Annotated in this window: 23 protein-coding genes; 15 read left to right on the top strand and 8 right to left on the bottom strand. The window is 36.8% G+C overall.

Annotated features, from left to right (window positions below):
* The coding region (locus NEOC65_RS02210; protein WP_213155580.1) for an integrase core domain-containing protein at window positions 1–401 on the top strand (401 nt) is incomplete at its 5' end.
* 10 nt (window positions 402–411) lie between these two features.
* Here NEOC65_RS02210 and NEOC65_RS02205 read toward each other — a convergent pair.
* Window positions 412–2,988, bottom strand: a complete 2,577-nt coding sequence (locus tag NEOC65_RS02205; protein WP_213155579.1) for a class I SAM-dependent methyltransferase — start codon at window positions 2,986–2,988, stop codon at window positions 412–414.
* Window positions 2,989–3,471: 483 nt separating this feature from the next.
* On the opposite strand from NEOC65_RS02205, the gene NEOC65_RS02200 reads away from it, so the two are divergent.
* From NEOC65_RS02200 to NEOC65_RS02175, 6 genes are all read left to right on the top strand, one after another.
* On the top strand, window positions 3,472–4,599 hold the full coding sequence (locus tag NEOC65_RS02200; RefSeq protein WP_213155578.1) for an ISAs1 family transposase: 1,128 nt from the start codon (window positions 3,472–3,474) through the stop codon (window positions 4,597–4,599).
* A gap of 1,226 nt (window positions 4,600–5,825) precedes the next feature.
* On the top strand, window positions 5,826–8,477 hold the full coding sequence (locus NEOC65_RS02195; protein WP_213152434.1) for an ATP-binding protein: 2,652 nt from the start codon (window positions 5,826–5,828) through the stop codon (window positions 8,475–8,477).
* Between the two features lie 360 nt (window positions 8,478–8,837).
* Window positions 8,838–9,140, top strand: a complete 303-nt coding sequence (locus tag NEOC65_RS02190; RefSeq protein WP_166154388.1) for a metal-sensitive transcriptional regulator — start codon at window positions 8,838–8,840, stop codon at window positions 9,138–9,140.
* 194 nt (window positions 9,141–9,334) lie between these two features.
* Window positions 9,335–9,556 (top strand): hypothetical protein, encoded by a 222-nt coding sequence (locus tag NEOC65_RS02185; RefSeq protein WP_213155577.1) that lies wholly within the window; start codon window positions 9,335–9,337, stop codon window positions 9,554–9,556.
* A 632-nt stretch (window positions 9,557–10,188) separates the two neighbouring features.
* Window positions 10,189–10,641, top strand: a complete 453-nt coding sequence (locus NEOC65_RS02180) for a hypothetical protein (RefSeq protein ID WP_166154392.1) — start codon at window positions 10,189–10,191, stop codon at window positions 10,639–10,641.
* Between the two features lie 282 nt (window positions 10,642–10,923).
* A complete protein-coding gene (locus NEOC65_RS02175) occupies window positions 10,924–11,376 on the top strand; it encodes a hypothetical protein (protein ID WP_213155576.1) in 453 nt (150 codons plus the stop codon).
* A gap of 230 nt (window positions 11,377–11,606) precedes the next feature.
* Here NEOC65_RS02175 and NEOC65_RS02170 read toward each other — a convergent pair whose 3' ends face one another.
* On the bottom strand, window positions 11,607–11,834 hold the full coding sequence (locus NEOC65_RS02170; RefSeq protein ID WP_213155575.1) for a hypothetical protein: 228 nt from the start codon (window positions 11,832–11,834) through the stop codon (window positions 11,607–11,609).
* A 163-nt stretch (window positions 11,835–11,997) separates the two neighbouring features.
* On the opposite strand from NEOC65_RS02170, the gene NEOC65_RS09690 reads away from it, so the two are divergent.
* Window positions 11,998–12,126, top strand: coding sequence for a hypothetical protein (locus NEOC65_RS09690; RefSeq protein WP_278248285.1), 129 nt, complete (start codon window positions 11,998–12,000; stop codon window positions 12,124–12,126).
* Between the two features lie 422 nt (window positions 12,127–12,548).
* On the opposite strand, the gene NEOC65_RS02165 is transcribed toward NEOC65_RS09690, so the two are convergent.
* The 3 genes from NEOC65_RS02165 to NEOC65_RS02155 form a co-directional block, all read right to left on the bottom strand.
* Window positions 12,549–12,848, bottom strand: coding sequence for an acylphosphatase (locus NEOC65_RS02165; RefSeq protein WP_213155574.1), 300 nt, complete (start codon window positions 12,846–12,848; stop codon window positions 12,549–12,551).
* 87 nt (window positions 12,849–12,935) lie between these two features.
* Window positions 12,936–13,979, bottom strand: a complete 1,044-nt coding sequence (gene dusB, locus NEOC65_RS02160) for a tRNA dihydrouridine synthase DusB (RefSeq protein ID WP_166154402.1) — start codon at window positions 13,977–13,979, stop codon at window positions 12,936–12,938.
* Complete coding sequence (locus NEOC65_RS02155; protein ID WP_166154404.1) at window positions 13,976–14,227, bottom strand: YggT family protein; 252 nt, start codon at window positions 14,225–14,227, stop codon at window positions 13,976–13,978. Before NEOC65_RS02155 ends, dusB begins: the two co-directional genes overlap by 4 nt.
* A 121-nt stretch (window positions 14,228–14,348) precedes the next feature.
* Here NEOC65_RS02155 and pilM point away from each other — a divergent pair, with 121 nt between their 5' ends.
* From pilM to NEOC65_RS02125, 6 genes are all read left to right on the top strand, one after another.
* A complete protein-coding gene (gene pilM, locus NEOC65_RS02150; protein ID WP_213155573.1) occupies window positions 14,349–16,034 on the top strand; it encodes a pilus assembly protein PilM in 1,686 nt (561 codons plus the stop codon).
* Between the two features lie 20 nt (window positions 16,035–16,054).
* Window positions 16,055–16,675, top strand: coding sequence for a hypothetical protein (locus NEOC65_RS02145; protein WP_166154409.1), 621 nt, complete (start codon window positions 16,055–16,057; stop codon window positions 16,673–16,675).
* Window positions 16,676–16,680: 5 nt separating this feature from the next.
* Complete coding sequence (locus NEOC65_RS02140; RefSeq protein ID WP_166154412.1) at window positions 16,681–17,964, top strand: toxin-antitoxin system YwqK family antitoxin; 1,284 nt, start codon at window positions 16,681–16,683, stop codon at window positions 17,962–17,964.
* Between the two features lie 231 nt (window positions 17,965–18,195).
* Entirely contained in the window at window positions 18,196–19,266 is a 1,071-nt protein-coding gene (gene recA, locus NEOC65_RS02135) for a recombinase RecA (RefSeq protein WP_166154414.1), read from the top strand.
* 1,784 nt (window positions 19,267–21,050) lie between these two features.
* Window positions 21,051–21,218: a hypothetical protein gene (locus tag NEOC65_RS02130; protein WP_213152428.1), complete on the top strand. Its 168-nt coding sequence runs from the start codon at window positions 21,051–21,053 to the stop codon at window positions 21,216–21,218.
* Between the two features lie 490 nt (window positions 21,219–21,708).
* On the top strand, window positions 21,709–22,809 hold the full coding sequence (locus NEOC65_RS02125; RefSeq protein ID WP_213155572.1) for a hypothetical protein: 1,101 nt from the start codon (window positions 21,709–21,711) through the stop codon (window positions 22,807–22,809).
* A gap of 45 nt (window positions 22,810–22,854) precedes the next feature.
* Here NEOC65_RS02125 and NEOC65_RS02120 read toward each other — a convergent pair whose 3' ends face one another.
* A complete protein-coding gene (locus NEOC65_RS02120) occupies window positions 22,855–23,754 on the bottom strand; it encodes a polyprenyl synthetase family protein (protein WP_166154418.1) in 900 nt (299 codons plus the stop codon).
* Between the two features lie 49 nt (window positions 23,755–23,803).
* The gene (locus tag NEOC65_RS02115) at window positions 23,804–24,487 is read right to left on the bottom strand and encodes an LbetaH domain-containing protein (protein WP_213152425.1); all 684 of its coding nucleotides are present in this window, start codon (window positions 24,485–24,487) and stop codon (window positions 23,804–23,806) included.
* A 525-nt stretch (window positions 24,488–25,012) separates the two neighbouring features.
* Between NEOC65_RS02115 and NEOC65_RS02110 the strand changes: the two genes are divergently transcribed.
* Window positions 25,013–26,137 (top strand): class I SAM-dependent RNA methyltransferase, encoded by a 1,125-nt coding sequence (locus NEOC65_RS02110; protein WP_213155571.1) that lies wholly within the window; start codon window positions 25,013–25,015, stop codon window positions 26,135–26,137.
* Between the two features lie 273 nt (window positions 26,138–26,410).
* On the opposite strand, the gene NEOC65_RS02105 is transcribed toward NEOC65_RS02110, so the two are convergent.
* A partial coding sequence (locus tag NEOC65_RS02105; RefSeq protein ID WP_213155570.1) for a transposase occupies window positions 26,411–26,858 on the bottom strand: 448 nt, incomplete at its 5' end.

Genomic DNA, 26,858 nt, shown 5'->3' with positions numbered 1-26,858 from the left:
TTCCAGATATTCGTATCTTAAGAATATTGACCGATCGTGGTACAGAGTACTGCGGAGCAAGAGAGCATCATGAGTATGAACTTTATCTGGCCATTGAAGACATTGACCATTCTCGCACTAAAGCCAGGCATCCTCAAACCAATGGAATCTGCGAAAGGTTTCATCAGACCATCCAAAACGAATTTTATGCCACAGCTTTTAGGAAGAAAGTGTTTAAAAATGTTGAAGAATTACAAGGGGATGTGGATAAATGGATGAATGAGTATAATAATGAGAGAACACATACAGGAAAGTATTGTTTTGGCAAGACGCCTTTACAAACATTCTTAGATGCCAAACATCTTGCACAAGAAAAGATGTTAGATAAGTTACAACTGACAGAAATAGTACCTGCCAGGTAACTCATGTTTGTCAGGTCAAGTACTGTCTAGGACATATAATCTTTAAAGTTTTTGCTCTCAGTTCACCTTCTCGATCTGATAACGTTTTATTGAGACTTTCTAATCCACCTATAAAACCAGTAGAGGTTTTATCATTTTCATCAATTGGCGAACTTACTTTTGGGTTATCACACAAATCTATAAAATATCTTTTTGACTTACTTACCTTTTCTTGTGAATAATCGGATAAATTAGCATAAATAGAAACAAAATTGATTTCTAAATATTTTGCATAGTATAAGTATTTTCTGCCTATGACTCTCATATAATCTAACGAAGAGTTTTCTAGCTTCTGCACATAAGCCCAACATACAGCTTGGATATCTTGTGAATTCCTTCTTTCTATGGTCAAAAAATTAAAATTTGAAATCCTCACTTTATCCTCAAAATTTTTTTCCGCTTGTTGTAGGTTTAAGTATAATTGTTCTTCTAATTCTTTTACTTTAGCGGAAAAATCACCTTCAGCAGGGTTTGTTTTTTCGCTGAAGTTGATTTTTTTGAAGTAATCCCTCCGCTTTATCTTTCTTTCTACAAAAGAGTTTTTTATATTTGAGACATATTGAGCATACTCGTCTTTTAAAAGATTTACATTTTTTGAAAATTCATTTTCTAAAGATCTAGCACAAGCTAAAAACTCAGATTCTGCTTTTGCAGAAGGCTGATGCGCCTTTTCGAAGACAAATTCCCGCTGCTCACCGTCACCGGCTGTGTGATCATTTCCATCTGTCTTAGCATGCTGATAACCTGGATAACGTTTGGGACCGAACAAACGCTTTCTTATAAGACGATAACCTGCCGAGGTGGCACCCAAGACAATAGAATTTTCTTTTTGCCTAGATTTCCAATTTTTTTCTCTCGTTTGAGATTCTTTTTCATGCATAAGAGCTATATGTATACGATCTCCCTCCATCTGTAAATGGGTACAAGATAAGAAAAACTGAGGAATTGCTGCTTTAAACTTATCTTGGCCACCTCCTCCTTTTCCAGTATAGGGGCAATTCCAATGAATGCGTTTAATTCTTTTTTCTCTGAAATGATTATGAAGGAATTGTCCATCAATGCCAAACAATACTGTCACTCCTAGTTCTCTTAGACGGGAAACTCTCTGCATGACATCTTCTTTCTTTTCAGCAGGGACAGTCAGCTCTGTAGCAACAATGGAGGAAGCTAAAAGAGGATGAGTCTTCTCATGTTTCTTGATAAAAGCCTCAGTAAAGGTAAAAGTTCCTTCTCCTATAAACAACCTCTTTTTACATGTCTTAGCTTTCCATGTGGAAACTTCTTGTTCTAAATGAAGATCTTTTACCTCTTTGTTGTTTTGATCGTATAATGTATTAAGGAGAATCTGTCTATAAAGCTTTTTATTTAGAGATTTTTTAAGATGAAGAAGAGAAATAAGGCTATGGGCATTGCTGTTTGATGGTAGTTTTTTAGCTTTCTCGTAAAAACGGCGTGCTTTATAAAAATTTGCCTGTTTAAAGGCTGCTTCTAAGCTCGCTAGATAGGTACTATGTTTCGATTCATTATCGGAATGAATAGATTTATCTTTAAATTGAGGCTGAAGAATTTTAATAGAGTCGTAAAATTTAATTGCTATAGAACCATTTGGCAATTCTGTTAGACTTTCAATTTGAGAATTTTCATTAGAAAAGGTATGATTAAAGGCAATTTTTCCTTCTATGTCTACTACAAATATTGAAGAAATCCCACTATTATATGTTCCACATATTATAGAGCCATTTGAAAGTGTTATCATAGCAGTGGCATTCCTTAATTCAGCTTTAGCTATACGCATAGGTTCTTTTGCAAGGTCATCTCTATAATAGAATGTTACGCTCCGCATATTACTGACAGCAATCGCTTGATCATCTAGACAAGCATAAAGGAAACCAGAATCATAATTCTTCCATCGATCTTTATTTTTCCACGTTTGTTCAGTTTGCGCTTCTATATCATCTTCCATATCATACATTGTAAGCAGCTCTTTATTGTCTTGATGTAAAAACAAAACTTTCGTCTTCGAAGCTAAGAGAATATTAGAAATATTTTCCTTCTTAGCGCGGCTAGGTAATTCAATAAATCTTCTTTGGGTTTGATCGAATTGCTCCCAGCGGACAGTACTTTTGTCTAGAATAGCAAGAGAGCTATCACCTAACACTAGAATTTCTGTCTGCGAATCTACTTCCTCTACCTCGCCTGTAAGAAAATTAAGCTTTTTTAGCCCTGTCTCTCCTCTTTCTTTTTCCAAAATTTTTTCGTATTTTATAAGCGCCCAGGCATCATGAAAATAGAGAATTTCAGTAATAGATTGCTGAACCCTCGTATCAATTATTTTTCCTGAAACATGCAATTGCCCTTTTTCATCTCCTAAGATCAGCGAGCCATCGCTTTTCTCTGCTAAAGCTGTAATGCACGCAGCATTTTTTACTTCAGTGACTTCATAAGTATCCGTTGGCCAATCCCATGTTGTAACAGTATCGTCAATCGCATAGCTGATTTTCCCGTCTGCTCGACAAATAAATATGGCGCCAGAAGGCAATCTTAACATCGTTCTATTATTCCAAGTCTCAATCTCAGGAGAGGACGGCTCAAGGGTTACTGCATGTGTTTCTGCTTGATATGTAGGTTGTACAAAGAAACCTTGTAGCAATCGTTTTATTTTAGCAGCCGAGGATAAATGAGTTAATGCCTCGGTCCTGACTTGGGGCGATATGCTTACAGGAAAAAGACCTTCTTATTTAGGAACTTTGGCATAAATTTTTTCGCTTCCGGTTCCTTCAAAAAAATTAAAAGTACCTTCTAGGGTCGTATGAGTAGCTATTGGATTAAATGAAAATGAAAACATATTGCTTCCTTGAGGCAAATACAAGTTAACTTAAGATTTAAAAATATATGTATAGCTTAATTTTAATATTCAACACAATTGAAAATAAAAATTTACTTTCATACGCAGGGAAATTGCATGAAGATTTAAGTTGACAGAGTGGGAGGTATAATTATCATTATCTCTATCCTTACAAAGGAGAGATGAATGAATATACATAAGCCAAATAGCATTTTTATTGCATTTAAGAATCTAGAAGATCCAAGGAAACAGCGGAACCAAGCTTATAGTTTGTTTGACGTGATTACCATTAGCATCCTGGCGATTTTATGTGGTGCAGATGACTGGGTGTCGATCCATTTATGGGCGTCTTGCAATTTACCTTGGCTGCAAGGGCATGGAATTTGCTTAGCAGGCGTGCCATCGCATGATACTTTAGGAAGATTTTTTCGCTATGTATCTGCCTCGAATTTTGAAAGATGTTTTGTACAATGGACCCAAAATATTGCTGGAGCCATTAAAGGAGTGATTGCTATAGATGGCAAAACATTAAAAGGCTCGCATGATATAGCTCGTGAAGGAAAAGCAATTCACATGGTTAGTGCCTTTGCAGCAGAGAATAAGCTAATACTTGGCCAGCTTGCTACGGAAACAAAATCAAACGAAATAACTGCCATTCCCTTGTTATTGAATATGCTTGATATCAAAGGAGCTACCGTTACCATAGATGCAGCTGGATGTCAAAAACAGATAGCTGAACAGATTCGCCATCAAGGAGGCCATTACTTACTCGCACTGAAAGGTAATCAAGGGAATCTACATGCAGAAACCAAAAACTTTTTTGATCAAGCTATAAAGGTAAAACCTGAAGAAGCTAGCTGTGATTATTATTCGATTGAAGAAAAGAGCAGAGATCGTTTTGAAAAGCGAGAAGTCTGGTGTACCCATGAGTTAGATTGGCTGCCTCAAAAAGAAGAATGGGTGGACCTAAATGCTCTGGTCTGTATGAGAAGCACTAGGTGCATTAAAGATAAGACATCAGTAGAAGCTAGATACTATATTGCTAGTGAAAAAGCTAGCGCTGAAAAGCATGGACTAGGCATACGTTCGCACTGGTCTATAGAGAATAAGGTTCATTGGCAATTAGATGTTTCTTATGGGGAAGACAAGAGCAAAATCCGTAAAGACCATGGCCCCCAAAATCTATCGGTTTTGAAAAGATGTACGATGAATCTACTAAAGGCTGATACAAAAACAAAAGCAGGAATCAAGAATAAAAGAGCAAAAGCCGGCTGGAATAAAGATTACATGATGGAAATGCTAAATGGTAAATAAAATCTTCATGCAATTTCCCTGCTTTCATACGTGCTTATTTATTACTTTCCCTTTGCTATCCTTTTTTATTATCCCCATTCACTTAAATCAAAAAATAACCTTAAGGTGAAATAGTCCTGCTAAATAGCTTTCAGGAATTTTTTTAGACATTAAACTACAAGGCTGTTCTTTAAAATGACTTGCCGCAACTAGTGTAAGTTAAAGTACTTAAACCAAGCAAAATTTTGAAGAAAGTTAGCAAAAGTATGGGAGCTTTACTCGTTTCCGATTTAAAAGTTACTCAAATTTTTAGCTCGTCTACTTACTTCATCTGCTCACTCCTTGCTAGGAAGCACCACATAAATTCTCAAGAAAAGCATTTCCATTTTTTGTACTATACGAATTTACCCCAGTAGTCATAACCGTTGCATGTTAGCCCTATCCAATCATTTTTTATTGTAAAAAAGGAAAAGGTGCGAGAGGGAAAGCTTGAGGGTTTACCAGAGGCACAATAACTAATTCTAAGAGCATTCCTTCCTAAGAAAACTTAAAAAAAATGTAAAGATTATCTGCATGCTGTTTTTAGAAAACTCTGCCCATAGCAGTTTTTGAATGCTTTGTTACAGGCTCCCACAGGCATGATGTTGACTACACCGCAATAATGCGCTTCTAGTTCAGGGATTTATCAAGATTAGTCAGAAGGCAAGAAAATGGCTGGCTAGATAAATACAATGCAAGCCTTGCTTTAGCTTGCTGGAATGTTAAATTGGCAACATTTACCAATGGTAATTCTCTTAGTAGGGGAAAAAGAAAGAACTAATGATCGAACATAAATTAAAGGAAAAGGAATAAGCAGCGCCTATAGGTTGAGGCAAAGGGCTTGCTATATTTTCCAAGCATATAGCTGCCTTGGAGATCTAGCCTCGAAGGGTTGAACTTTTAATTAGCCAAGCTTACCATTCATCAATAAGGTAAAAATTTATTAAATTTATCCCTTTTTTACCAACAATAGGATAGTAAGTTGAACGGGCGATATTTTGGCTTCAAAGGAAAGGAGGACAGGCCTTTTTTCGAGAAAAAGAAAAACAATGAAAAATTTTTCTTACATTAAGTTAATAAAATTGTGTATTGGTTCCTTAATGCCACAGGCTTGGTAAGGCTAGTGAGTAAAAAGAGGAAGTAAAGACAATTGGTTTGTGATAAAATCAAATTAAAGTTATAGAAGGTACCAAAAAGGCAAGCATCCTATGGTTGAAGAAGATCGCCCAGACCCAGAAGCTTTACTTCAGTTGATTAACCGGGAAGAAGAGAAAAGTAGAGGAGGAAAACTTAAAATTTTTTTTGGGATGGCTGCTGGCGTAGGTAAAACTTATGCGATGCTAGAGGATGGCCAACAGCGTCGCTTAGAAGGAGTAGATATTGTCATAGGGGTCATTAACACCCATGGACGAAAAGAGACCGCTGCTCTTACGGTTGGTTTGGAAAGTATTCCTGAAAAATCCATTAGCTATAGAGGAAACATTTTTACGGAGCTTGATATAGATACTATCATCAAACGCAAGCCTCATATCGTTCTCATAGATGAACTAGCGCATACCAATGTTCCTGGGTCACGCCATACGAAACGATGGCAGGATGTAATGGAGATCCTTGAAGCAGGAATCGATGTTTACACCACCTTAAATGTCCAACATATTGAAAGCCGTAAGGATGTAGTGGAAGAAATTACGGGCATTGTAATTCGTGAAACTGTTCCTGATAGTCTTATAGAAAGAGCTTCTCAAATCGAGTTAGTGGATATCACTCCTACGGGGCTTTTAAGGCGCCTTAAAGAAGGGAAAGTTTATATAGGACCTCAATCTGAGATCGCTGCAAAAAATTTTTTCCAAGTCGATCGATTAACGGCCTTAAGAGAAATAGCGCTGCGACTGACAGCAGAAAAAGTAGATCATGATCTGCATGGATTGTTGCCCAGTGCTGAAAGGTCTAGCTTGTGGAAACCCTCTGAACGCCTAATGGTAGCGATTAGCCCTAGCCCTCATTCTCAGCGCTTAATTCGCCTTGCACGCCGTTACGCCTTTACCCTAGACGCTCCTTGGATTGCTTTGCATGTCGATAATGGGAAGAAGTTAAGCGAAAAGGATCAGAAACAGCTAGCCAAAAACCTCTCTCTTGCTAGAGAACTCGGAGCAGAAGTTATCACTACGGCAGATCCTTCTATAGGAATAGCCTTAAAAAGGATGGCCAAACAAAAGAACGTTACTCAAATTATTATTGGTCGCCCCCAAAACACCTTGTTTAAAAAATTGATGGGAATAAGTAATCTTCTGGATATTCTCAATCAAGAGGCTAGCGGTATCGATGTACATGTAATCCACCATGATGCCTCTGTCCCTTTCAATGTATCTCCCTGGTCTAAATTAGAATTTACAAGCACCTATAAAGATTACGGATGGGCCCTTTTTTTCACCCTACTTATTGCTATGCTAGGGGGAGTATGCTCTTTATATCTAAGCTACCAAATGATAGGATTAATTTTCTTTTTTTTCTTCTTAGGGTTTAGCCTATTCCTAGGAAAAGGCCCGCTTGTTTTATCGGCATCCCTTTTTTCTATAATTTGGTCCATGCTCTTTTTACCTTCTTTTAATTCCACTTATTTTGGAGAAGTGGAGACAGGTTTGTTTTTATCTTTTGCAGCAGCTACTTGCGTTTTAAGCATCCTTACTGACCGCATTAAAAAACGGGAGCAACTGCTTAGGCATCGAGAAGAAAAGTCACAAGTGCTTTATGAAATTGTAAAGGAGCTAGCGACTACTTCTTTTAATAAAGAATTATTCTTATCTATCTGCGCTCGCCTAAATAATCTGCTAAACGGAAGAGCCGAAATTTTTCTAAAAAAAATTGATAATGGTCTTATGATCCATGCTGAGACCGATTTGCTGAAAGATGAAAAAGAGAAAGCCGTAGCTACCTGGGTATTTGAAAATACAAAAATGGCAGGATGGTCTACAGATACATTATCATCTGTTAACAATCTTTACCTACCTTTAAAAGGATTTAAAGAGACAGTGGGTATTCTAGCTTTTCGACCTACCTTCCCTAAAGTGATACAGCAAGAAGAAATAACCCTCCTTCAAACAATTTGCCAGCAAGTAGCGCATTATGTGGAAAGGACCTTTAAAGAAGAAAAGCTCCGGAAAAATGAATATCTTAAACAGATCGAAAAAGTTCAACATAACATTTTAAGCTCTCTTTCCTTGGAGTTTAAGACACCTCTATATTCCATCAGAGGGGCAGCACGTGAGCTAAAAAGTGCGGAGCTTGCCAAGAATGCAGACCTTCGTTCGCATAAGATTCAGCAGATTGAAGAATCTTCTAATTATTTAAGTCGCATGGTAGAAAATGTGGTGACTATGTCTCAATTAAGCACAGGTTTTCTCAAAGTCTCCAAAAAATTACAAACCATCTCGGAATTGATTAATGCCAGCTTAGCAAGCTTACAGAAAAACCTTGAAAAACATATCATAAAAGTTGAAGTTGATAAAGATCTCCCTCCTATCTATTTTGATTTTTCCTTGATGGAACTTCTTCTTTGTAACTTATTAATTAACGCTGCTGCTTACTCTGAGCCAGGTAAAGAAATTTTAATTTCTTCTCATAAAATAGAAGGTTTTATTCTTCTTTCCGTCGCGGATGAAGGACCGGGTATTCCTCTTAATTTTGTTCCTCGACTTTTTGAAAAATTTTATCGAATTCCCGGCACGCCATCCAATGGAATGGGATTAGGGCTAGCCGTAGTAAAAACCATCGCTGATCTTCATCAAGCAAAAATTGAGGTTCATAATCGCCCTAAAAGAGGAACGGTATTTACTCTCTATTTTCCTCTAAAAAATGAGTAAAATCTTGGATAGAAGTAAATAAAAATTTAGATCTATTACTTTTATAGAAGGAATCTCTCTCGGTTCCCATCGCTATCCATACGGATGATGCTTAAAATATCTTATCTATCGCTTATTCGAGCAATAAATATTTTCATGCATGTTAATTAACTGGATGCAATTAACTAAGCCTTTATTAAGCAAATTCCTATTTTTTTATGTTTAAGCTTCCTTAAATTGAAAAAATAGTGGGATTAAAACAGGTCTGGCTGAAATAAAATTAAGGAGAGTCGATGAAAAATTTGATAACCTGTTGACATAATTCGATGAGTTTTATACCATAGGGGGGTAGGGTAAAAATTTACAAAATAGAAAATATTTATGAAAAATTCAGAGGGTGAACATAAACAAGCTAAACAAGCTTCTTATCACGATCAACTCCCACATCTAAATAGGATAAATGGGCAGCTAGAAGGAATAAAAAAGATGATTAAAGAGGAAAGGTATTGTCCAGAAATTTTAACTCAGCTTAGAGCCATCCGTTCAGCTATAAAAAGCATCGAAAGGCGTATCTTGGATACCCATCTATCCTCATGCGTGGCCCAAGCTTGCCTCTGTCACGATCACGAGGAGCAAAAAAAGAAAATTGAGGAGATTAGGATATTGCTTAAGCGATTTGAATGAATTTCACGCAGGGACTAATCCTAGGTAGCTTAAATAGGGATTTTTTCTTTCTTCCTCATCAAGCGAACCTCTTGGTAAGCAAAATAAATTGTAAGCAAAGCAGTGATTGATCTGGGAGAAAATTAATGGAAAGTTTTTAGCTCTGTACAAAATAATAAATAGACCTACTTAAACAATTTAAAAAAGGAGAAAATATGAAAATTTTATTAAGCTTTTTGGGCGCTTTTTTTATGGCGATTAGTTTTCTTTCCGCTGATTCCAACATGAACAATTGCAAGTGCTCAGAGTGTAGTTGTACTCAAGATAAGCATTGTGGATGTTATACTCAATCAGGATGCCAGGGTTTATCTTCACCTTCTGAGGGGAAAGAACCTTCTCAAGAAAAAGATCCTATGGCTACTAATAAAGATATTTGATGTTTTCATGCTGCCCCTCTTAAATGCATTTTAGAGGGGCTTAAAAAAGGTGCATCTCTAGAATGCTATCTTAAAATTGCTAAGGTATGCAAAATACTTATTCTCTTAGCCCATCTTATGATAATTAATAAAAAGCATCCCACTTCTCTATAGATTGTAGAAACTTAGTAAATTAAAATTAGAAGTATCAACCTCAAAAGAGGGCTATTTAAAGAGCAGGGGTTGATGCACGTTAAACCTCCTTACTTTTTTATCTCCTCTAGCTCTATAAAAATACCCTTAAAAGTTTTTTTATTTTCATATGTTTTGGTGCCCTTTTCAAAAGGAGAGCGGAATAGGTTCAAGATGAGCTGCTTATAAAGCAAAAAGCTAAAAATTTTTTCTTGCAATAAATAAAAAAACAAATGAAACTATAACAAAGATTTAAACTTAAAGGGGCTTTAACAAGCTTTCGATTAAGTAATAAGATTGTAGGATAGATGGTATGGAAGGAAACGAGCTACTAGGCTCTTGATGCTGTAAAGCGTAAATCAAAGAGTTAAATTGCATAGTTAGTTACCCTTAAGAAAGATATTGATCTACCTAATTATATAATATCAGTCTTAATTAACCCACATACAAAGGGCTTATTAATGGAATTTGCTAACGAATTTCCATCGAGCTATCAGGTCTTAAAACCTTTCAGAGCGGATTTTGGACAAAACGTACCTACTATTTACAAGCAGGCTAACTGGAAAGGGAGAGTTTACTGCTTCATTCAATTAATAAGCTCTCCCGCCACTGTTGCATTTAAAGTAGGGAGAAAAGTTGGAATGGCTGCATGTTCAGCTGCTGGTGTGGCTATCCACGTTCTATTCATTAGTACAAAATGTTTAGGAAGGATTTGGAAAAGAAAGCCTATTGGCCGGCAGGATCTGTTGAATGGAGCTATACTGATAAAAAAATCTGCCTTACGTGCTCTCGATCTATCGATAGCAGCAGCCTTATCTCCTATCGGCATATTGGCATCGCGAGTACGCTACCTTATAGGGATAATTTACCCACCTTTAGCTTTCTCTCCAAGCTTTTTGATAATAAAAATTTAATAATTTATATAAAATCAAAAATTAAGTTTTTTACTATAGAAAGGAATAAATAAATTAAACTGTAATAAAATTTAAAAGAGCTTTAATAGCCTTGCAATTAAGTAGTAAAACTCTAGGGTAGACTGGGTTGGAAGAAACGAGCTATTAGGCCTTGGATGCCATGAAGTGTAAATGCATAGCTCAAAAGGTTAAATTGCATAGCTAGTTGCCCTTAAGAAAGATATTGATCTAACCAATTACAAAATATCAGTCCTAATTAAACAATATACAAAGGGCTTATTAATGGAATTTGCTAACGAATTTCCATCGAGCTATCAGGTCTTAAAGCCTTTTAGAGCGGATTTTGGACAAAACGTACCTACTATTTACAAGCAGGCTAGCTGGAAAGGAAGAGTTTACTGCTTCATTCAATTAATAAGCTCTCCCGCCACTGTTGCATTTAAAGTAGGGAGAAAAGTTGGAGCTGTTGCAAGCTTAGTTGCCAGCGTGGCTGGTTTAAGTTTTTACCTTCTTACAAAATGTTTAGGGAGGATTTGGAAAAGAAAGCCCATAGAGCAGCAGGCTGTGTCGAATGAAGCTTCTAATATAAAAAAACTTGCCTTATATGCTTTAGATCTATCCATAGCAGTAGCTTTGTCTCCTATCGGCATATTGGCATCTCGAGTACGCTACCTTATAGGGATAATTTACCCACCTTTAGCTTTCTCTCCAAGTTTTTTGGTAATAAAAATTTAATAATTTATATAAAATTAAAAATTAACTTTTTTACTGGAGAATGGATTAAACAAGGCCAGAAGAAAAATTCATGATAGAAAGCTAGCTAATTTACAAGTGGAAAATGCTCTAAAGGAAGAGCCAAAATTAGTCCTACCTATTTCCTTATACATGTAAAGCGTCCAGCTTACAAATCCCCTTCCATTTTCAGGTGTTTAACAGCTTATTCCTATGCTAGGCTTATTCTTCACCTAGCTACCTACTGCCTGGTCAATAAAGTCTGCTATCCCTATCTCCTCCCGCATTCTACGAGGCCGCTCCTTTCTTGATAAAATAAAAGCAAATTCAGCAATAGAAGAAGCATAATGCTTAGCTATTCTGCTGGATTGAGCGACCAAGAAAGAGAAGGAATCAAGCATATTTTTTTCTATTTCCCACGGAAGAGAAAGAAGACTTGGAAACCTTTCCAAGCAAGGCATGTCTGTTGCTATTCTTTATGTAAACGATCCAGGATGCCGATAGAGATATTTTCCTCACAACTTTCCTTCCTGAAAAGCTATGTTGAAGTATTTCCCTAGAAGGAAGCTTGCCGAGAAATTTGAAAAGATGAATACATACCTATACAAGAAGGAAAGAATATCCATGAGCAAAAAAGAAGGGCCGGCAGCAGCCCTAGTGGATAACCAGAACATGAAAAATGCAGACCATGGAAGTCTTAAAAGGCTAAAAATAGGGAAAAAATCAAAGGAAGAAAAAGACATATGTCACTAGATACTCAAAAGCTTTTTACTAGATTGCCACTTTACAGCAGCCAACCTATCTGATAAAGAAGGCTTAAGGATGCTCTTTAAATTGTAATCAATGCAGCTGCCTAGAAGAGGTAGATCAAGGCTATTAAAGAGAAGAGATAAAAGCCATGGGCCAAATTAAGGTAAGGAAGTTGAAGTAGTAAAAGGATCGCCTTGCAGAACAGACTTCTAAGATGAGGGCTGGAATGCCATTTATATTTCCTTGACACCAGGAATTAAGTATTTTACCGAAAAATTGGGTAATAAAGGGAACTTTAGCATGGACAAACAAATGTTAGAGATTAGCCAAGGATAATGAATGCTTACCTATAGCCTTAAAAGCTATAATTTATAGCTTAAGGTCTAGAATTAGGCTAAAAAGAAACTAAGCATTTGAGCCCCTTCTCAAGGTAGAATTTGAAAATGCGGGTAAGAAGTGGAAGGTGGGCTATAAATAACTTCTAAACATGTTATATAGCTACTTCCAAAGCGTGCTTGGATAAGAGCAAGAAGTTTTTCTAATTTCTCCTTAGGACCTTGCGCTATAATTTCTACACTTCCATTTTCAAGGTTACGCGCGGTGCCTGTAAGCTCTAGTTGAGAGGCATAATGGAGAGTAGCTAATCGAAAACCGACACCTTGCACGCGGCCCGAGGCTACAGCATGTAATTCTAATGGCTCTTGAAGGGGAAATAATTTATTCATTATTAAGCCATACGGTTAGCAAATTAATTGATTCTGGAGGATTTAAGCTAATCTTAAATAGCCCTCTCATAGGATTTCTAGCTCCTTTTAACAAGATGTCTCGTCTTCTGATTGATCAATCATTTCATTTCCATTCATTTCTCCTAACGGAAAATTTAAAATCAAATCCTGTACCTGCTCTACCGATTCGGCTCGGCTTATCTGTTCCCTAAAAGCTCGTGTCCCAGCAGATTTTTTTAGATACCAACAGCCTACTCGGCGCATGTCTACCACCGCACGGCGTGTCTGTTGATAATTAATCGTATAATTGAAATGCTCAAGCAAGGCCTGTCGGCAGTCTTCTAAAGTACGGCTCCTAGGCTCTTCCCCTTGAAGCTTTCTCATGATGTCTTCTACGATCCAAGGCTGACCTAAAGTTCCACGAGAGATGAGGATGGCGTCGCAGCCGGTATGCTCAAATATTTTCTCTGCAGCCACGGCATCGAATATATCTCCATTGCCAATAATTTTAATCGATTTTGCAACCTCTTTGCATGCTTTAATCCAATCCCAGTTGGCCGCTCCTCGATAACCCTGTTGGCGCGTACGGCCATGAATACATATAGCTTTTGCACCGGCTTGCTCTGCTATTTGCGTGATCAAAGGAGCATTGATAAGATTTTCATCCCATCCAGCTCGTATCTTAACCGTCACGGGAATTTTAACAGCTGCCACCATTTTTTCTAGGACCTCGCCAATCAAGGCAGGGTTTTTCATCATTCCCGATCCACTTCCATCCTTAGTCACCTTATCGACAGGACAGCCACAATTTAAGTCGACAACATCAAAACCTAAATCTTCAATAATTTTTGCAGCCTGGCCGGCAATTTCTGGTTTACTTCCACAGATTTGTCCTCCAATAGGATGCATGCGGCGAGCATAATCCAAAATATGAAATGTTCCTTGATCGAAACGCACTAGGGCATCCATTTTGACCATTTCACAATATATCAACCCCGGATGATAATTAGCTGACATTTGACGAAAAGGATAATCGGAACATCCCGCTAAAGGAGCATAAAAGATATTATTAGGAAGTTGAATAGCCCCTAGCTGAAAAGGCACCTGGAGAAATGATGTTCTATCTTTCATCGAATTAAAAAAATAATTAAATCTTTAAGAAGACTTAGACTAAAAAAAGCAAGAATAGGGCTTATATCCACCATTCCGAAAGGAGGAATAATTTTTCGAAAAAGATTTAGATAAGGATCGGTATAGAAAGCTATAAATTGCATAAACCTATATTGCATGAGTTGCGGTGCCCAGGAAGAAATAATTCTGCCAAACAGCATCAACATATAAATTTGAAAAAGCAGATCAACAATAGGAATCAGCCACATAAAAAATAGGGGGTAGTAAATTAGTAGGATTCTAATATATAAAAAAAAGTCTTTTCTGTCTAAGAACTTTAATCTATAATAAGGCCTTTGTTGGGAATATTTTAAGCTTAGGAAAAAGCGCATGTTGGATAAGCCAGAGGCTTCTATTACATTAGGCCTGGAGCTAGAAAAAACCTTTTTAAGGGGCATTCAACTAACCTACAATAAAGGAAAGCCTCATTTTAGCAAGCTGTTTGAAATAATAGAAGAGTTGGATAATGTAAATCCGCTTTACATTTATGAAGAACATCCTGATTTGCAAAAAAGCCTGCAGAGAGATCTAGTGATCACAGCGTTAGATACTCCTGAAGTGCTTTTACGGCATCTCGAAATAAAATTAAAAAAAGAAAAAGATATAGAACAAGTATTAGCTTTTCAAGCCGAACCTCTGCTACCCTATTCCTCGGACCAAGCCGTCTTAGATTATCTTAAGATTGGCCATTCAGAAGAGGGGTCTTTATTAACTGTTTTAGCAGCCCGCAAAGATTACATTCAAAAACATTTAAAATACTGTTCCAAGCTTCGGATAGAACCTGAGGTTATCACTGCTATACCCGCAGCTTTATACAATTTTGCTATCACCTGTGTGTCTTCGCCTAACCCTTATTGTATCATACATCTTGGCACTCAACAATCTACAGCCGTGCTTATACAAGGTTCCAAGCTTATGGCTGCTCAGTCCATTTTAGGAGGAGTACAAACACTTAAAGATGCGTTGATAGAAGAAGATGGGTCGATTAACCTTGCTGACTCTAACGGTAACTTACTGGGCACCAATCAGCCTGTTCCTACTTACCAAGCTTGGGAAAGTTTGCGCCTAGAAATTAAACGTGTAGTTTTTTCTCTCACCAAACAAGCCAGGGGGCAGGAAGTAAAGGAATTATTAATTACTGGTTCAGCTGCTTTAATTCCCAACTTGGGAACCTCTTTAGCTTCAGATTTAAAAATGCAACAAATTTTTCCCCAGCCAGAGATTTTTCCTCAGTTAAGTGTAGAAAAAATGCAAGAATTTGCAGCCCCCTTAGGCATAGCTTTAGCAGGCCTTCCTCTTTTAAAAGACAAAATTAACTTTCGTAGGCAGGAATTTTCCTATCCTCATCCTTGGAAAAGATTGACCAAATCATTATATGCCTATGCAGGCTTATGTATCGCTTTAGCTTCAGCTTTATATATATTTACGCAATCTTATCTTGCTTATCATCTCGATAATGCTAGGCAAGATTATATTGAACTCTTACAGGTTATGAATGAACCCTACGCTAATTTTGAGAGCTCTTATGAAAAAAGCAATTCTTTGCTCAATGATTCTGATAGCCAAACTAAAGGCATTTTAGAGCTCTCCGCAAAAGATCTTTTAGAACGGGTCCATTATGTTGAAAAAAACCTACAGGGTAAGCCTGATATTTTCCCCCTTCTACCCATCATTCCTAAAGTAAGCGATGTTTTAGCTTGGTTAGGCTCCCAAGATGTTCTTAGAGGAAAATGTAAAGGGGAGGAACTTCCTTTACCCCCTATTCAAATAGAAAGCTTTCATTACGCTTTAGTTAAAAGACCTGAACAACATAAGAGGCAGGAAAAATATCAGGTAAAAGTTGAAATGGAGTTTACAAGTTCGATACCCAAGCAAGCTCGCGAGTTCCATGATGCATTGATTGAGCCTAATTCCTTCGTAGACCCTAAAGGGGAAGTAAAATGGAATAGCAGCCATGGTCGCTATAGAACCTCGTTTTACTTAAAAGATAAAACTCTTTATCCCTCTTCTTCATAAAAATAATAAGAATAGTTAAAATGTTAGAAAATATTCCTCGCCAGCGACTTCTCTTTTATGGTTTGTTCATCGGATTACTGCCCTTAATTTTGGTGACCCTCTATTTTTATTCGCAATTAGAAAGGTTGAACCATCTGAAAGAGACAATCCATTGTACCCGTGAGACAGCTATCATGCGTGAAAAGAAGCAAGCCACCAATAGGGCTGTTATCGAGCATTTTCGTGAAGCCGATCATTACTATATTGATAAATATTTAGAAAGTTTGGTTTTTCTTGAACCAGAAATTGAAAGTCTCCAAAAACTTGAAAACGATAAAAATTTTGCTTTTGATGACATTTTGAAAAAAAGATTAGAGTATTTATCCAATAATAATAGCTTAGCCTTTACTGAAGGAGTCGTACAGTCTTACCCTCTTTTTCAAGAGACTACCGAAACTCTTGTCCATCCTGTAGAAGTGAATGTGGAAGATATTCAAAAAATTTTATCGCGCATTGAAGCTATTCCTATTGGACCTTACGCCCCTCCTTCTCATCCCCCTCAACTTCTTATTTTAGATTTCAAAATTAATAGAAAAAATATTTCCGAAAATAATGAAGTTTTTAGCCTAAATTTAAAACTATTAAAAAGAGAATTTCTTTAAGCTTTATGAAACAACTTAAACTCCTCCCCCTTCTTATCTTTCTTTGTTATATAGCTCATGGATGTATACCTACCAGCTTAAGGGATGAGCAGCCAGCTTTGATTAGCATCAACTTAATTGATCGCAATGGGCTTAATGAGACTATCACCAATAAAGAACGCTTGAATCAATACGAAAATGTAAATTTTCTAGGAGCTCAGCCTTATCAAAAAGTTTTAAGAGTCTATCAAAAAGATAGCCAAGGAAGCTCTCCAGCATATATTACTACTTACTATGAAAATGGACAGCCTCGCCAATATTTAGAAGCTGTTAACAATCGTGCGTATGGGTCTTACCGAGAGTGGTATAAAGATGGTACTTTAAAGCTTGAAGTTACTCTTATTGGAGGTATTGCAGATTTAACATCTAGCGCCGAAAAAAGCTGGCAATTTGAAGGATGCGCGCGCGCATGGGATGAAAACGGTAATATTCAGACTGAAATAACTTATGAAAAGGGTTTGTTAGAAGGAGATTCTATTTACTACCATCCGAATGGAAGGATGTGGAAACGTATTCCTTTTCACAAGAATCAAGCGAATGGCATAGCAGAATACTATCTTGATAATGGCCAGCTTTTACAAACGATCATTTTTTGCCACGGCGTTCGCCACGGTGAAGCTGTACGCTACTGGCCATCAAAAAAAATTGCTGCTCAGGAACATTTTAGCCAAGGACTATTGATTTCTGGCCAATATTTTGATAGGGAGGGGAATCTTATAGCTGAAATCATCGAGGGCGAAGGGTATCGTGCCAGCTTTAATAAAAAAAATGTGCAAGAATTACAGCAATTTCAAGGCGGAGTTTTACAAGGTAAAGTAAAAATTTTTGATGAAAACAATCGTCTACAGCGCCTTTATCATGTAGAGAATGGCTTAAAAAATGGGGAAGAATATGAGTATTTTCTTTTAAAGGGCCTAAAAGAAGCACGTCCCAAAATGTTAATTAATTGGTATCGAGGTAATATTAATGGGTATGTAAAAACCTGGTATGATAATGGCACCCTCGAGAGTCAGCGGGAAATAGTTAATAATAAACGCAATGGGTTAGCTACAGCCTGGTACCAAGATGGAAGTTTAATGCTTATCGAGGAATATGACCGAGACCTAATCGTGAAAGGTGAATATTACAAAAAAGGAGATAAAAATCCTATAAGTGAAATTTTAAATGGAAAAGGAACAGCTACTATTTATGATGGAGAAGGCCGTTTTATTCGAAAAATTCATTACTATAATGGAAAGCCGCAGGAATAGCTAAATTTTCCTTGCTTTTTTCTTACTTATGAGGTATAAATTAGCTACTGTTGAAAGACACCCTCTTCTTTGAAAAAATAGTTTTTTAATTAAATAAATCAGTAAAAAACCTTAAAAAAAGTGCTTGGGTAATTTAATTGTTCCATACCAAGCATTCATGCTTTTTCTCTTTATCTATTCGTATAAATTTATTATTCTTTCTTTGGATTTTTATTAAAATTGGAGATCATTATGGCTCAAGCTAACGATGCAGAACGTAAAAAAGCACTCGATTTGGCAGTTAGCCAAATTAAAAAGCAATTTGGCGATGGTGCCATTATGTCGCTTGGCAAACACTCTTCCGAGCGAGAAATTAGTGTAATTAAAACTGGCGCTCTCTCTTTAGATGTAGCTTTAGGCATTGGAGGAGTTCCCAGAGGACGCGTAGTGGAAATTTATGGGCCTGAATCTTCAGGTAAATCTACTTTGGCTTTACATATAGTCGCTAATGCTCAACGTAATGGTGGTGTAGCGGCTTATATTGATGCAGAGCATGCATTAGACCCTAGCTATGCGACTAAAATCGGTGTTAATATTGATAATCTATTAATCTCCCAACCTGATAGTGGAGAAGAAGCTTTGAACATTGCAGAAGCGTTAGCTCGTTCGAATGCTATTGATGTAATTATCATCGATTCTGTGGCAGCCTTAGTGCCTAAATCAGAGCTTGAGGGGGAAATTGGCGATACTCACGTAGGTTTGCAAGCACGTATGATGTCACAAGCTTTACGCAAGCTAACGTCTGCTCTAGCTAAAAGCAACACTTGCGCTATTTTTATTAACCAAATTCGTGAGAAAATTGGGGTTATGTATGGCAACCCTGAGACTACCACAGGTGGAAGAGCTTTAAAATTTTATTCTTCTGTACGCTTAGATATTCGTCGTACAGCAGGAATTAAAGGAAATGACAATGTAGAGATTGGTAATCGCGTACGAGTCAAAGTGGCAAAAAATAAAATGGCCCCTCCCTTCTTAACTGCTGAGTTTGATATTCTGTTCAACGAAGGTATTTCTCGTACCGGAGCAGTTATTGACATGGCAGCTGAATACAATATTGTGGATAAAAAAGGTGCTTGGTTTAGCTACAAAGGCCAACGTCTAGGTCAAGGTAGAGAAGCCGTTAGAGAAGAGCTTAAGAATAATGCCAAGTTGCTAGAAGAACTAGAAACTTTAGTATTAGAGCATCTTAACAATAAGGTTGCAGCCAAAACAAGTAAAGCGTCCGAGAATGAAGAATCTTTAGCTGAGCTTATGGAAGTTTAATTGTAATCTTTAAGCCACAAGACTTATCGCCCTTTTATTTAGGACTTTTGCCAAAGCAGGCAAAAGTCCTTTTTACCTTCCCTCTTTTTCAAATAAAATCTTTTCGCTTTAATTTCCAATCATGCGCTCTTGAGAGGCTCTTTCGGCAATCGCATGTTTTGTAAATGAAACCTCTAAATAAACAAAAAAACATTTAGAGAATTGGGTATATCGCTTTAATTTTTAAGGCGTATAAATGTTAAGTTATACGCTTTTAATCTACTCTTTATGCAGTCACGTACTTTATAAAATCCCTTTTGTTAAACAGAGAGACATCTTTCAGAGGGGGGTATACGGGCGAAGTTTTTCTAAAGCGTATTAAGAGAATTTAAGATAGCTTTTAACTTTGCCTATTTCGCTATAGCCTATATCGGTAAATATTTATTTCTGGCTTATAAACTTTTCCTTATAGAAATAAAAATTTTAATTCATCTCTATCAATACAGGTTTCATGGCTTTTACCAAGGCATCAATTAACAATTCTAATTGCTCCTCTCACCTGTAGTTTTTCGACCTTTAGCTTTATTATTTTTTTCATATCCCTCTAGCCATTTCTTCGGTTGCCTTGATACTTTATTTATAGCCTGTAGATGCACTAGAATTTGCTAGCTTGTCCAAATTTTAGCGAAGCGATCGCCCTAAGTGAAGGTTAATATTATAGAAAAGAATGACATAAGGTATAATTATTGAGATTGCAAACAGCTTTTTTCTAACTTTAAATAAGAAGAAGATCGATAGAGATAGAAGAGAATGGAAAAGAAGAAAGTATGTTTGTAACCTCTTCTCTACAATAGAGAAATTAAGCGCCATGACAAAAAAAACAGGGCCAAAAGCTGTTAAAGTAGAGAGAGTACAACAATCTATAAGTGTAGCTTGGGCTGCTTACCTACATTAAGGAAGGGCAAAAGAAACGATCCTCCAATTCCTAAATAGCCAAAAGATAGAGTTTCTTTTTGAGTAGGTGGGTCAATCGCTACCATCTTCTCCTCATGACTTATTAGCTTTAGATCGAGCCAATTATCCTATTAGCAAACAATTAAGCTTCCTCTTAACTTTCACCTTTTCTTCTAGCCTCCTTATAGCCCTTAAGCTTAAACCAATTGAAAATTGTGGCGCAATTTACTTAGCCATTTCAGAATTACAAAGAGCTATAAAAGAGGGCGATAACTTTGCAGAAAAGGATATGCCTAAACGAAAAGAGAATTATGTGTTGTATCGTATGCTCAATTGCAGTAAGAGGCAATTGAATGAATATTAAAAACAAACCATTTGTGCGAGTAAATTATCTATTTTCCCCTATTCAAATATAAACCGATCTTTCCTCTAAAAGATCGTAAATCAGTTTATTGGCAGTCAGTCTGCCTTTATAATGTAAAAAATGGGATTGATTACCTATTACCTAAAATGTCTAGATGGCTTGTCATCTCTTTTCTTACATATGCAAGCACAGGCGTCCTTCTCAATAGATTGCCTTGCCGACGTTGAGCTATATGTTACTTCCTGTGCCTATACTTGCATCTGCAGGCGCGCTAAAAAACTTGGGCAATAGCTTGAAGAATTTAGGTCATAAGCGTCCAACAGGATATAGCCTTTGATTCTTTTAAGGGTAGAGCGAAGAAAGAGTAGAAAATGCATCAGCATGATAACCGCAAGTGGAGAGTTTAGACGAAGAGCTACTTAGCCATTTGCCTAGACCTGCATGAAATTATTTATCAAGTAAATTACCAGCATCTGATAGCAATAAAATGAATGATTTAGTGGCTAACGAAGATGATCGTTTGCTACCAAAGAATGTCTATGGAGATGCTGCTTACAAGCAAGCTTTCTTCCTTTTATCTTACAGGCGAGGTACAGACTTTTTAGTGTTTTTAGGAGGAGGAAGATTGAAGCCAGAAAACGGACAAGTCCTATAAAAACAAAAGAGATGATGCTTTATAAGTTGTTAAAGCCTTAAAGAGGCGATAAAGCTAGGCAGCTTTAGAAAAAGTTCTGCTGCTAACCTAGCAGATTGCTTGCTGAAGCAGAAATGTATTTGCTTAAAAAAAAATCCTGCAAAATGGTCTCATCGGAAGATTCTCGCTGTAGGAAGCTAGCTTGTTGGAGACGCACATTATATATTTAGAAGAGCGATTATTAATAAGCTGGCAAAAGTTAAAATGCCTCCTAGCCAGTGGGTACTAACTTAGATGATAAAGCATAATAGAAGGCTACCTGTTAAACGCAAGGAGTATTACATCATTTTCACGACGCCGCTATTAATTTCAATCAAACAAACCTTATTATTAATAAGAATTAATTATTAATTTTAAAACAAATTGAAAATAAATATATCTTATAATTAAGAGTTTATTATAGAATGATCATATGTTTGTATTAACAATCTATTAATTTAAGGAGATAGAGATGAGTAGCCCTATGCGCAGAGTAGAAGAAATAAAAGAACTTGAAATGAATAAAATCCTAGGAAGCTTTAATAGCATGCCCAAGCAAAGCGTCTCATGGAAAGGCCATACATGGAACCTAATCAAGGATAGTTTAAATAGCTTTATAAGGAGCATTAAAACAAGACATTGGATTTCCGGCGTGCAATATAGGAATGATAAACTTTCCGCGTCATTAAAGCTGCTTAGCACGACTATTATTGCAAAACTTGAAGATACGATAGGAGAGTCTAAGCTAGAAATTCAATTAAAATCTTCTGAGCAGGCTATAGATGTTTACTCGTTTCATCAGGCAAATTATCTTTTAACCTTAGCGGTTAAAACCCATGCAATGAAGATAAATGAGATATTGGAAAAAATTGATACCACTAGGTTTAATGTAGAAAATATAAACTATCTAAATAAGATCAAAGCTACTGTAAGAGGCTTAAATGATAGCTGCCAAAGAGATTTAAAGGCCGAGACAGATTTTATCAATCGAGCTCAAGAAAAAAAGCTTAATGAATTTAATAAAACAGAAGAGATGGAAAATCTACAAGATAAGCTGCATGAAGGAGTAAAAACTTTACATGAAGCTTCAAGCAACTCCATCGATCCTTCAAGTAGCGATGAAGAGAATAAAAGCTTGCTTATCGAAACTGATGTAGATCAGTTAAATAATAGCGGTGTAGATGTTTTAATTGTCCAAACAGATTTTATCAATCAAGCTCAAGAAAAAAAGCTTAACGATTCTAATCGAGAAGAAGAAATGAAAATTCTACAAGGTAAGCTGCATGAAGAATTAAAAGCTCTGCAGGAGGCCCTAAGTAACTACACCAATCCTTTAAGTAGCAAGGAAGAGGATAGGAGTTCGCTCATAGCAAGAGATAGCTTGGACCGGTTAATAGCGTCAATCAATACTGGCATAGAAACAGAAGAGCTAAGAGAAGAATCTAAAAAAGCCATTAAGCTTACAGAAGGCTTTTTGAAAGAAACTTCTATCTCCTCTGAGGAAATAAAAAACCTTCTTGCTAAGCTAAAAGGGACTCATGAGGGCTATGCAAACTTATTGAAGAAGGATTAACAACCCTGCCTACCTAAGCAAAACTAGCGCGGAATTTTCCGCGCTTTATTTAATTTTTTCTTCATGGATTTGCGAAGTAAGCAAGTCACATAAAGCGCTTAACTCAGGGGCCTCCAAATTAAGCTGCTGGCTTATCACCTTAAACGCCTCTATTTCCTCTAAAAACATTTTAAAAGCAGCCTCTCTACCGCACTTAGCTACCAAGTTGACCAGCTTCCCTCGATGAGCATCTTGCTCGATATCTCCAAAATCATCAGCAATTTGAAAGGCCATGCCAAAGTGATAAGCAGCTTTTTTCATGTCTGTAAGTTTATCTAAAGCTCCTCCCCCATACAACCATCCTAAAACAAAAGAAATCTCAAATAAAGAGCCCGTTTTCATCCGAATAATTTCTTTCAAAGTGTTTATACTTAAATCAGGAGGATAGATATCTAAAAATTGCCCTCCTGTAGCCCCTAAAAGACCTGTATTAAATGTGCAGTTTTCTAGAGCAAGAAGGCAAATCCTGTCACTCTGGGCAGCATGAAGGGCTCCCGATAAACTTAGTACTTTTGCATTTTTAGCGAGAAATTCATACCCCGAAGCAATTAAAGCATAACTAGCTAATAATGCTAGAGATTCTCCATACACTCTATGAGCACTAGGCTTATCCCTTCGCACATCATCGTTGTCCATACAGGGCAAATCGTCCGCCAATAAAGAAGCGGTATGGAAAAACTCAACAGCAAGAGCAGCAAAAGATACATCTACTGAGGCCTTCAAAGCTTTAGCAATTACTAGGACTAAAAAGGGGCGAAAACGCTTGCCACCATTCATTAAGGCATACTCACAGACGTCACGCAAGTTTGTTTTAGGGCCTAGAAGGGGGATAGCTTGACACAAGCTTGATTCGAAAGTGAGTTGGTAAGGTGCTAAAATGGAAGAAAAAGGATCATTTTTAATCATAGACAGTAAGTTTTAAGTAATTTTAATAATAAATTTTTTAGCAAGACTTTTAAAGAGGAGTAATGACCATTTTTTGAGATGAACGAATAAGCTGATTTGAAGTTATAAATCCTCCTGCATTTACACATGGATAGCAGATCACCTGTTTGCCCCACAAAGTTCCAGGATTGGTTACAGAATTACAACCTATTTGCGAATCATCACCTATAATAGCCCCAAATTTTTTTAAATCTGTTTCAATGAAGCTCCCATCTAGATAGATAGAAACATTTTTACGATTTAATCTAAGATTAGCACATTTTGTTCCAGCGCCTAAATTTACACGTGAGCCCAAAATTGTATCGCCAAGGTAAGCAAAATGACCAGCTTGAGCTTTGTCAAACATGATAGCATTCTTCACCTCGGTAGCATGGCCAATTACACATTCATTTCCCGCAATGAAATTACCTCGAATGTAGGCTCCATGACGCACACTACAATTTTGGCCGATGATACAAGGCCCTTTAATATAAGCACCAGGCTCAATAATAGTACCTTGGCCGATAGAAATTAGATGAGGATTTACCAAATAAGTTCCCTGTGGAACAGCAGCTTCAATTTCTCCTAAAGTAAGAGTTTGTAGGTAAGAGGAGATAAGAGACAAAGCGTTCCATACCAAAGTACAACTTTTAAAAAGCTTAGCATGTGCAAAGTTAGTAAGATCAAAAAAATAGTCAGGTGAAAAATTATTCATAGCTCAAAGGTATAATAAAAAAAAACGAAGAATACAAGATTATTCTTGTTGACAAGAGAGATAAATAATAATTTTAAGCATCTTTAAGCTAAAGAAGAATATAGTTCTTAATAAATTTATTCTTCTTCCTCTTAAGGTGTGGAAATGTAGATAACCCTATCTATTTGCTTCTGTTCTGGGTCGGTTGATAAGTTGTTGATAGATTGTTAAAAACTGGTCAGTTGATAACAATTTAAGCTTATCAACAGGCCTATGCACAAATTCATCGACCTAAATTACCCTACTTATGAACAGAGAATTTTATTTCTCTATCCCTTAAAAAATTAAACTTTTTTGGCATTGAGGGAGTGCTTATCCATAAGGGCAGAAGAAAAAATAAAGGCTCAATGGATGTATATTCTTTCTCTAATCTACTAAAGAGTCTTATAATCTTTTTCCTTCAGAGAGTTGAATATCAAGGCTGGAGGATAGTTGTTAAAAAAGCTTTAAGGCTCAACTACTTTACATTTTTTAGAAATTTTTTTTATGAATACTTATAAAGATATCCAGTGCCCGCATTTTGCTGTTTGTTCAGGTTGTACGATCAATGAAAATGTTGATAAACCCCCTCTTTTAGAAGAAGTTTATAATTTTTTCTCTGAACAAAGCGTGCCTTTTAATTATTATTCTGAGCAAGTGGTGAAATGGCGTCATCGTGCTAAGCTGGCAGTAAGAGGCTCTGCTGAAAATCCTCTTATCGGCCTTTATGAAAATGGAACTCATCAAGTAGTGGACATACCCTTATGCCGGGTGCATCATCCTTCAATTAACCAAGCCATTGAAAAATTAAAAACCTGGATCAAAGCTTATAAAATCAGGCCTTATGATGAAATCACTCAGGAAGGGCTGTTGCGTTATGTCCAGTGTGTTGTTAATAGGCCAAGCGGACGTGTACAGCTTTCTTTAGTTTTAAATGCTCCTGGTGAAAGAAAAGAGCTTTTAGCGGCCAAGCTTTTATGGGATCTAAATCCCGAAGGGTGGCATTCAATATGGATTAACTGGAATCAGCAGAGAACAAATGCAATATTTGGCAAAGAATGGGTATTAGTAAAAGGCGAGGAAGACCTATGGGAAACGATTGCGGGCGCTAAGGTTTGCTTTCACCCAGCCAACTTCGCGCAAGCCAATTTAGCTGTATTTGAGAGATTGTTAAATGATTTGAAAAGTAACCTAATAGCTAATGAAAGAATTGTTGAATATTACGCCGGCGTGGGGGTGATAGGTTTTTCATTAGCAAAAAAAGCTGAGAAGATTGAATGTTGCGAAATTAATCCTTGGGCCCAAATTTCTTTTGAAAAAGCTCGTCAGTGCCAAGGCTTTTCTCATATTTCTTTAGTTTCTGGCTCCTCTTCCTCCCATACAGAATTATTAAACCATGCCAGCATAGTAATTGTAGATCCTCCCCGTAAGGGCTTAGATCGCTCCTTGCTTAGCGCTTTGCTTGAGAATAAATTTCCTCAAGAACTGCACTATATTAGCTGTGGTTGGAACTCTTTTAAACAAGATTGGAAAGAATTAACAAAGAGCTGGCAACTTATCTGTGCCCAAGCTTATTTATTTTTTCCTGGCACCAACCAATTAGAAGTATTAGCAAAATTTAAGAAAAAATAGATAATACATTTTCAAGCTACTCCTTATGCAGCCTCGCATTTATAAAACTGCTCTCATTAACTAGTTCGACCTGAATTAACCTTAAAAATTTCTTCATTGCATCCATTTTAGAAAGAAAAATTATGAATTTTCTTTTAGTCTTAAGTTAAAAAACTGCAAATCCAAGAATTTTTGTTGATGAGTATGAAAATTGGCTAAAAATTAAGAGTTTTAGAGCAGGGGGTAGCCTTCAAGATAGAGCGTTAAAGCAATTTAAAGAAGAAATTAAGCTTTTTAGCCTGAATAAAGACGTTTGGGAGAATTTTGGGCGACTAACCAGTTGTAAATTAAACGCATGTTATGGCCAATTCCACATAGAATGGCGTTAAAACAATCTCCCAAACGACCTTTAAGGTAATTGCGTCCCAGTTTGCCATCATTCTTCATGTGGCCGATATGGGGTTCTATCGCTTGGCGTCTTTTGAGTTGGGACTTAATCCACTGTGTAAGGCCTTTTCTTTGCCCAGAAATAAATATGCTTTTGCCTTCTACCGTATGACCTCGATAACCTTTATCTACAAAAGCTACTTCGATGTTCTTGCCGCTATTATGTTGAGCTTTCTTAATGGCTTCTTCAAGAGTGTGTCCATCGTACGGATTGCCATGAATGGCTCTAACATCTAAAGCTAACCCTTCTTGATGGGTAATCACTAGTGAAGCCTTGCAGCCAAATTCATATCTT

Source organism: Neochlamydia sp. AcF65 (assembly GCF_018342435.1).
Lineage (GTDB): Bacteria > Chlamydiota > Chlamydiia > Chlamydiales > Parachlamydiaceae > Neochlamydia.
The sequence above is the reverse complement of the archived record's forward strand: the minus strand, read 5'-3'. Positions and strand labels throughout refer to the sequence as shown.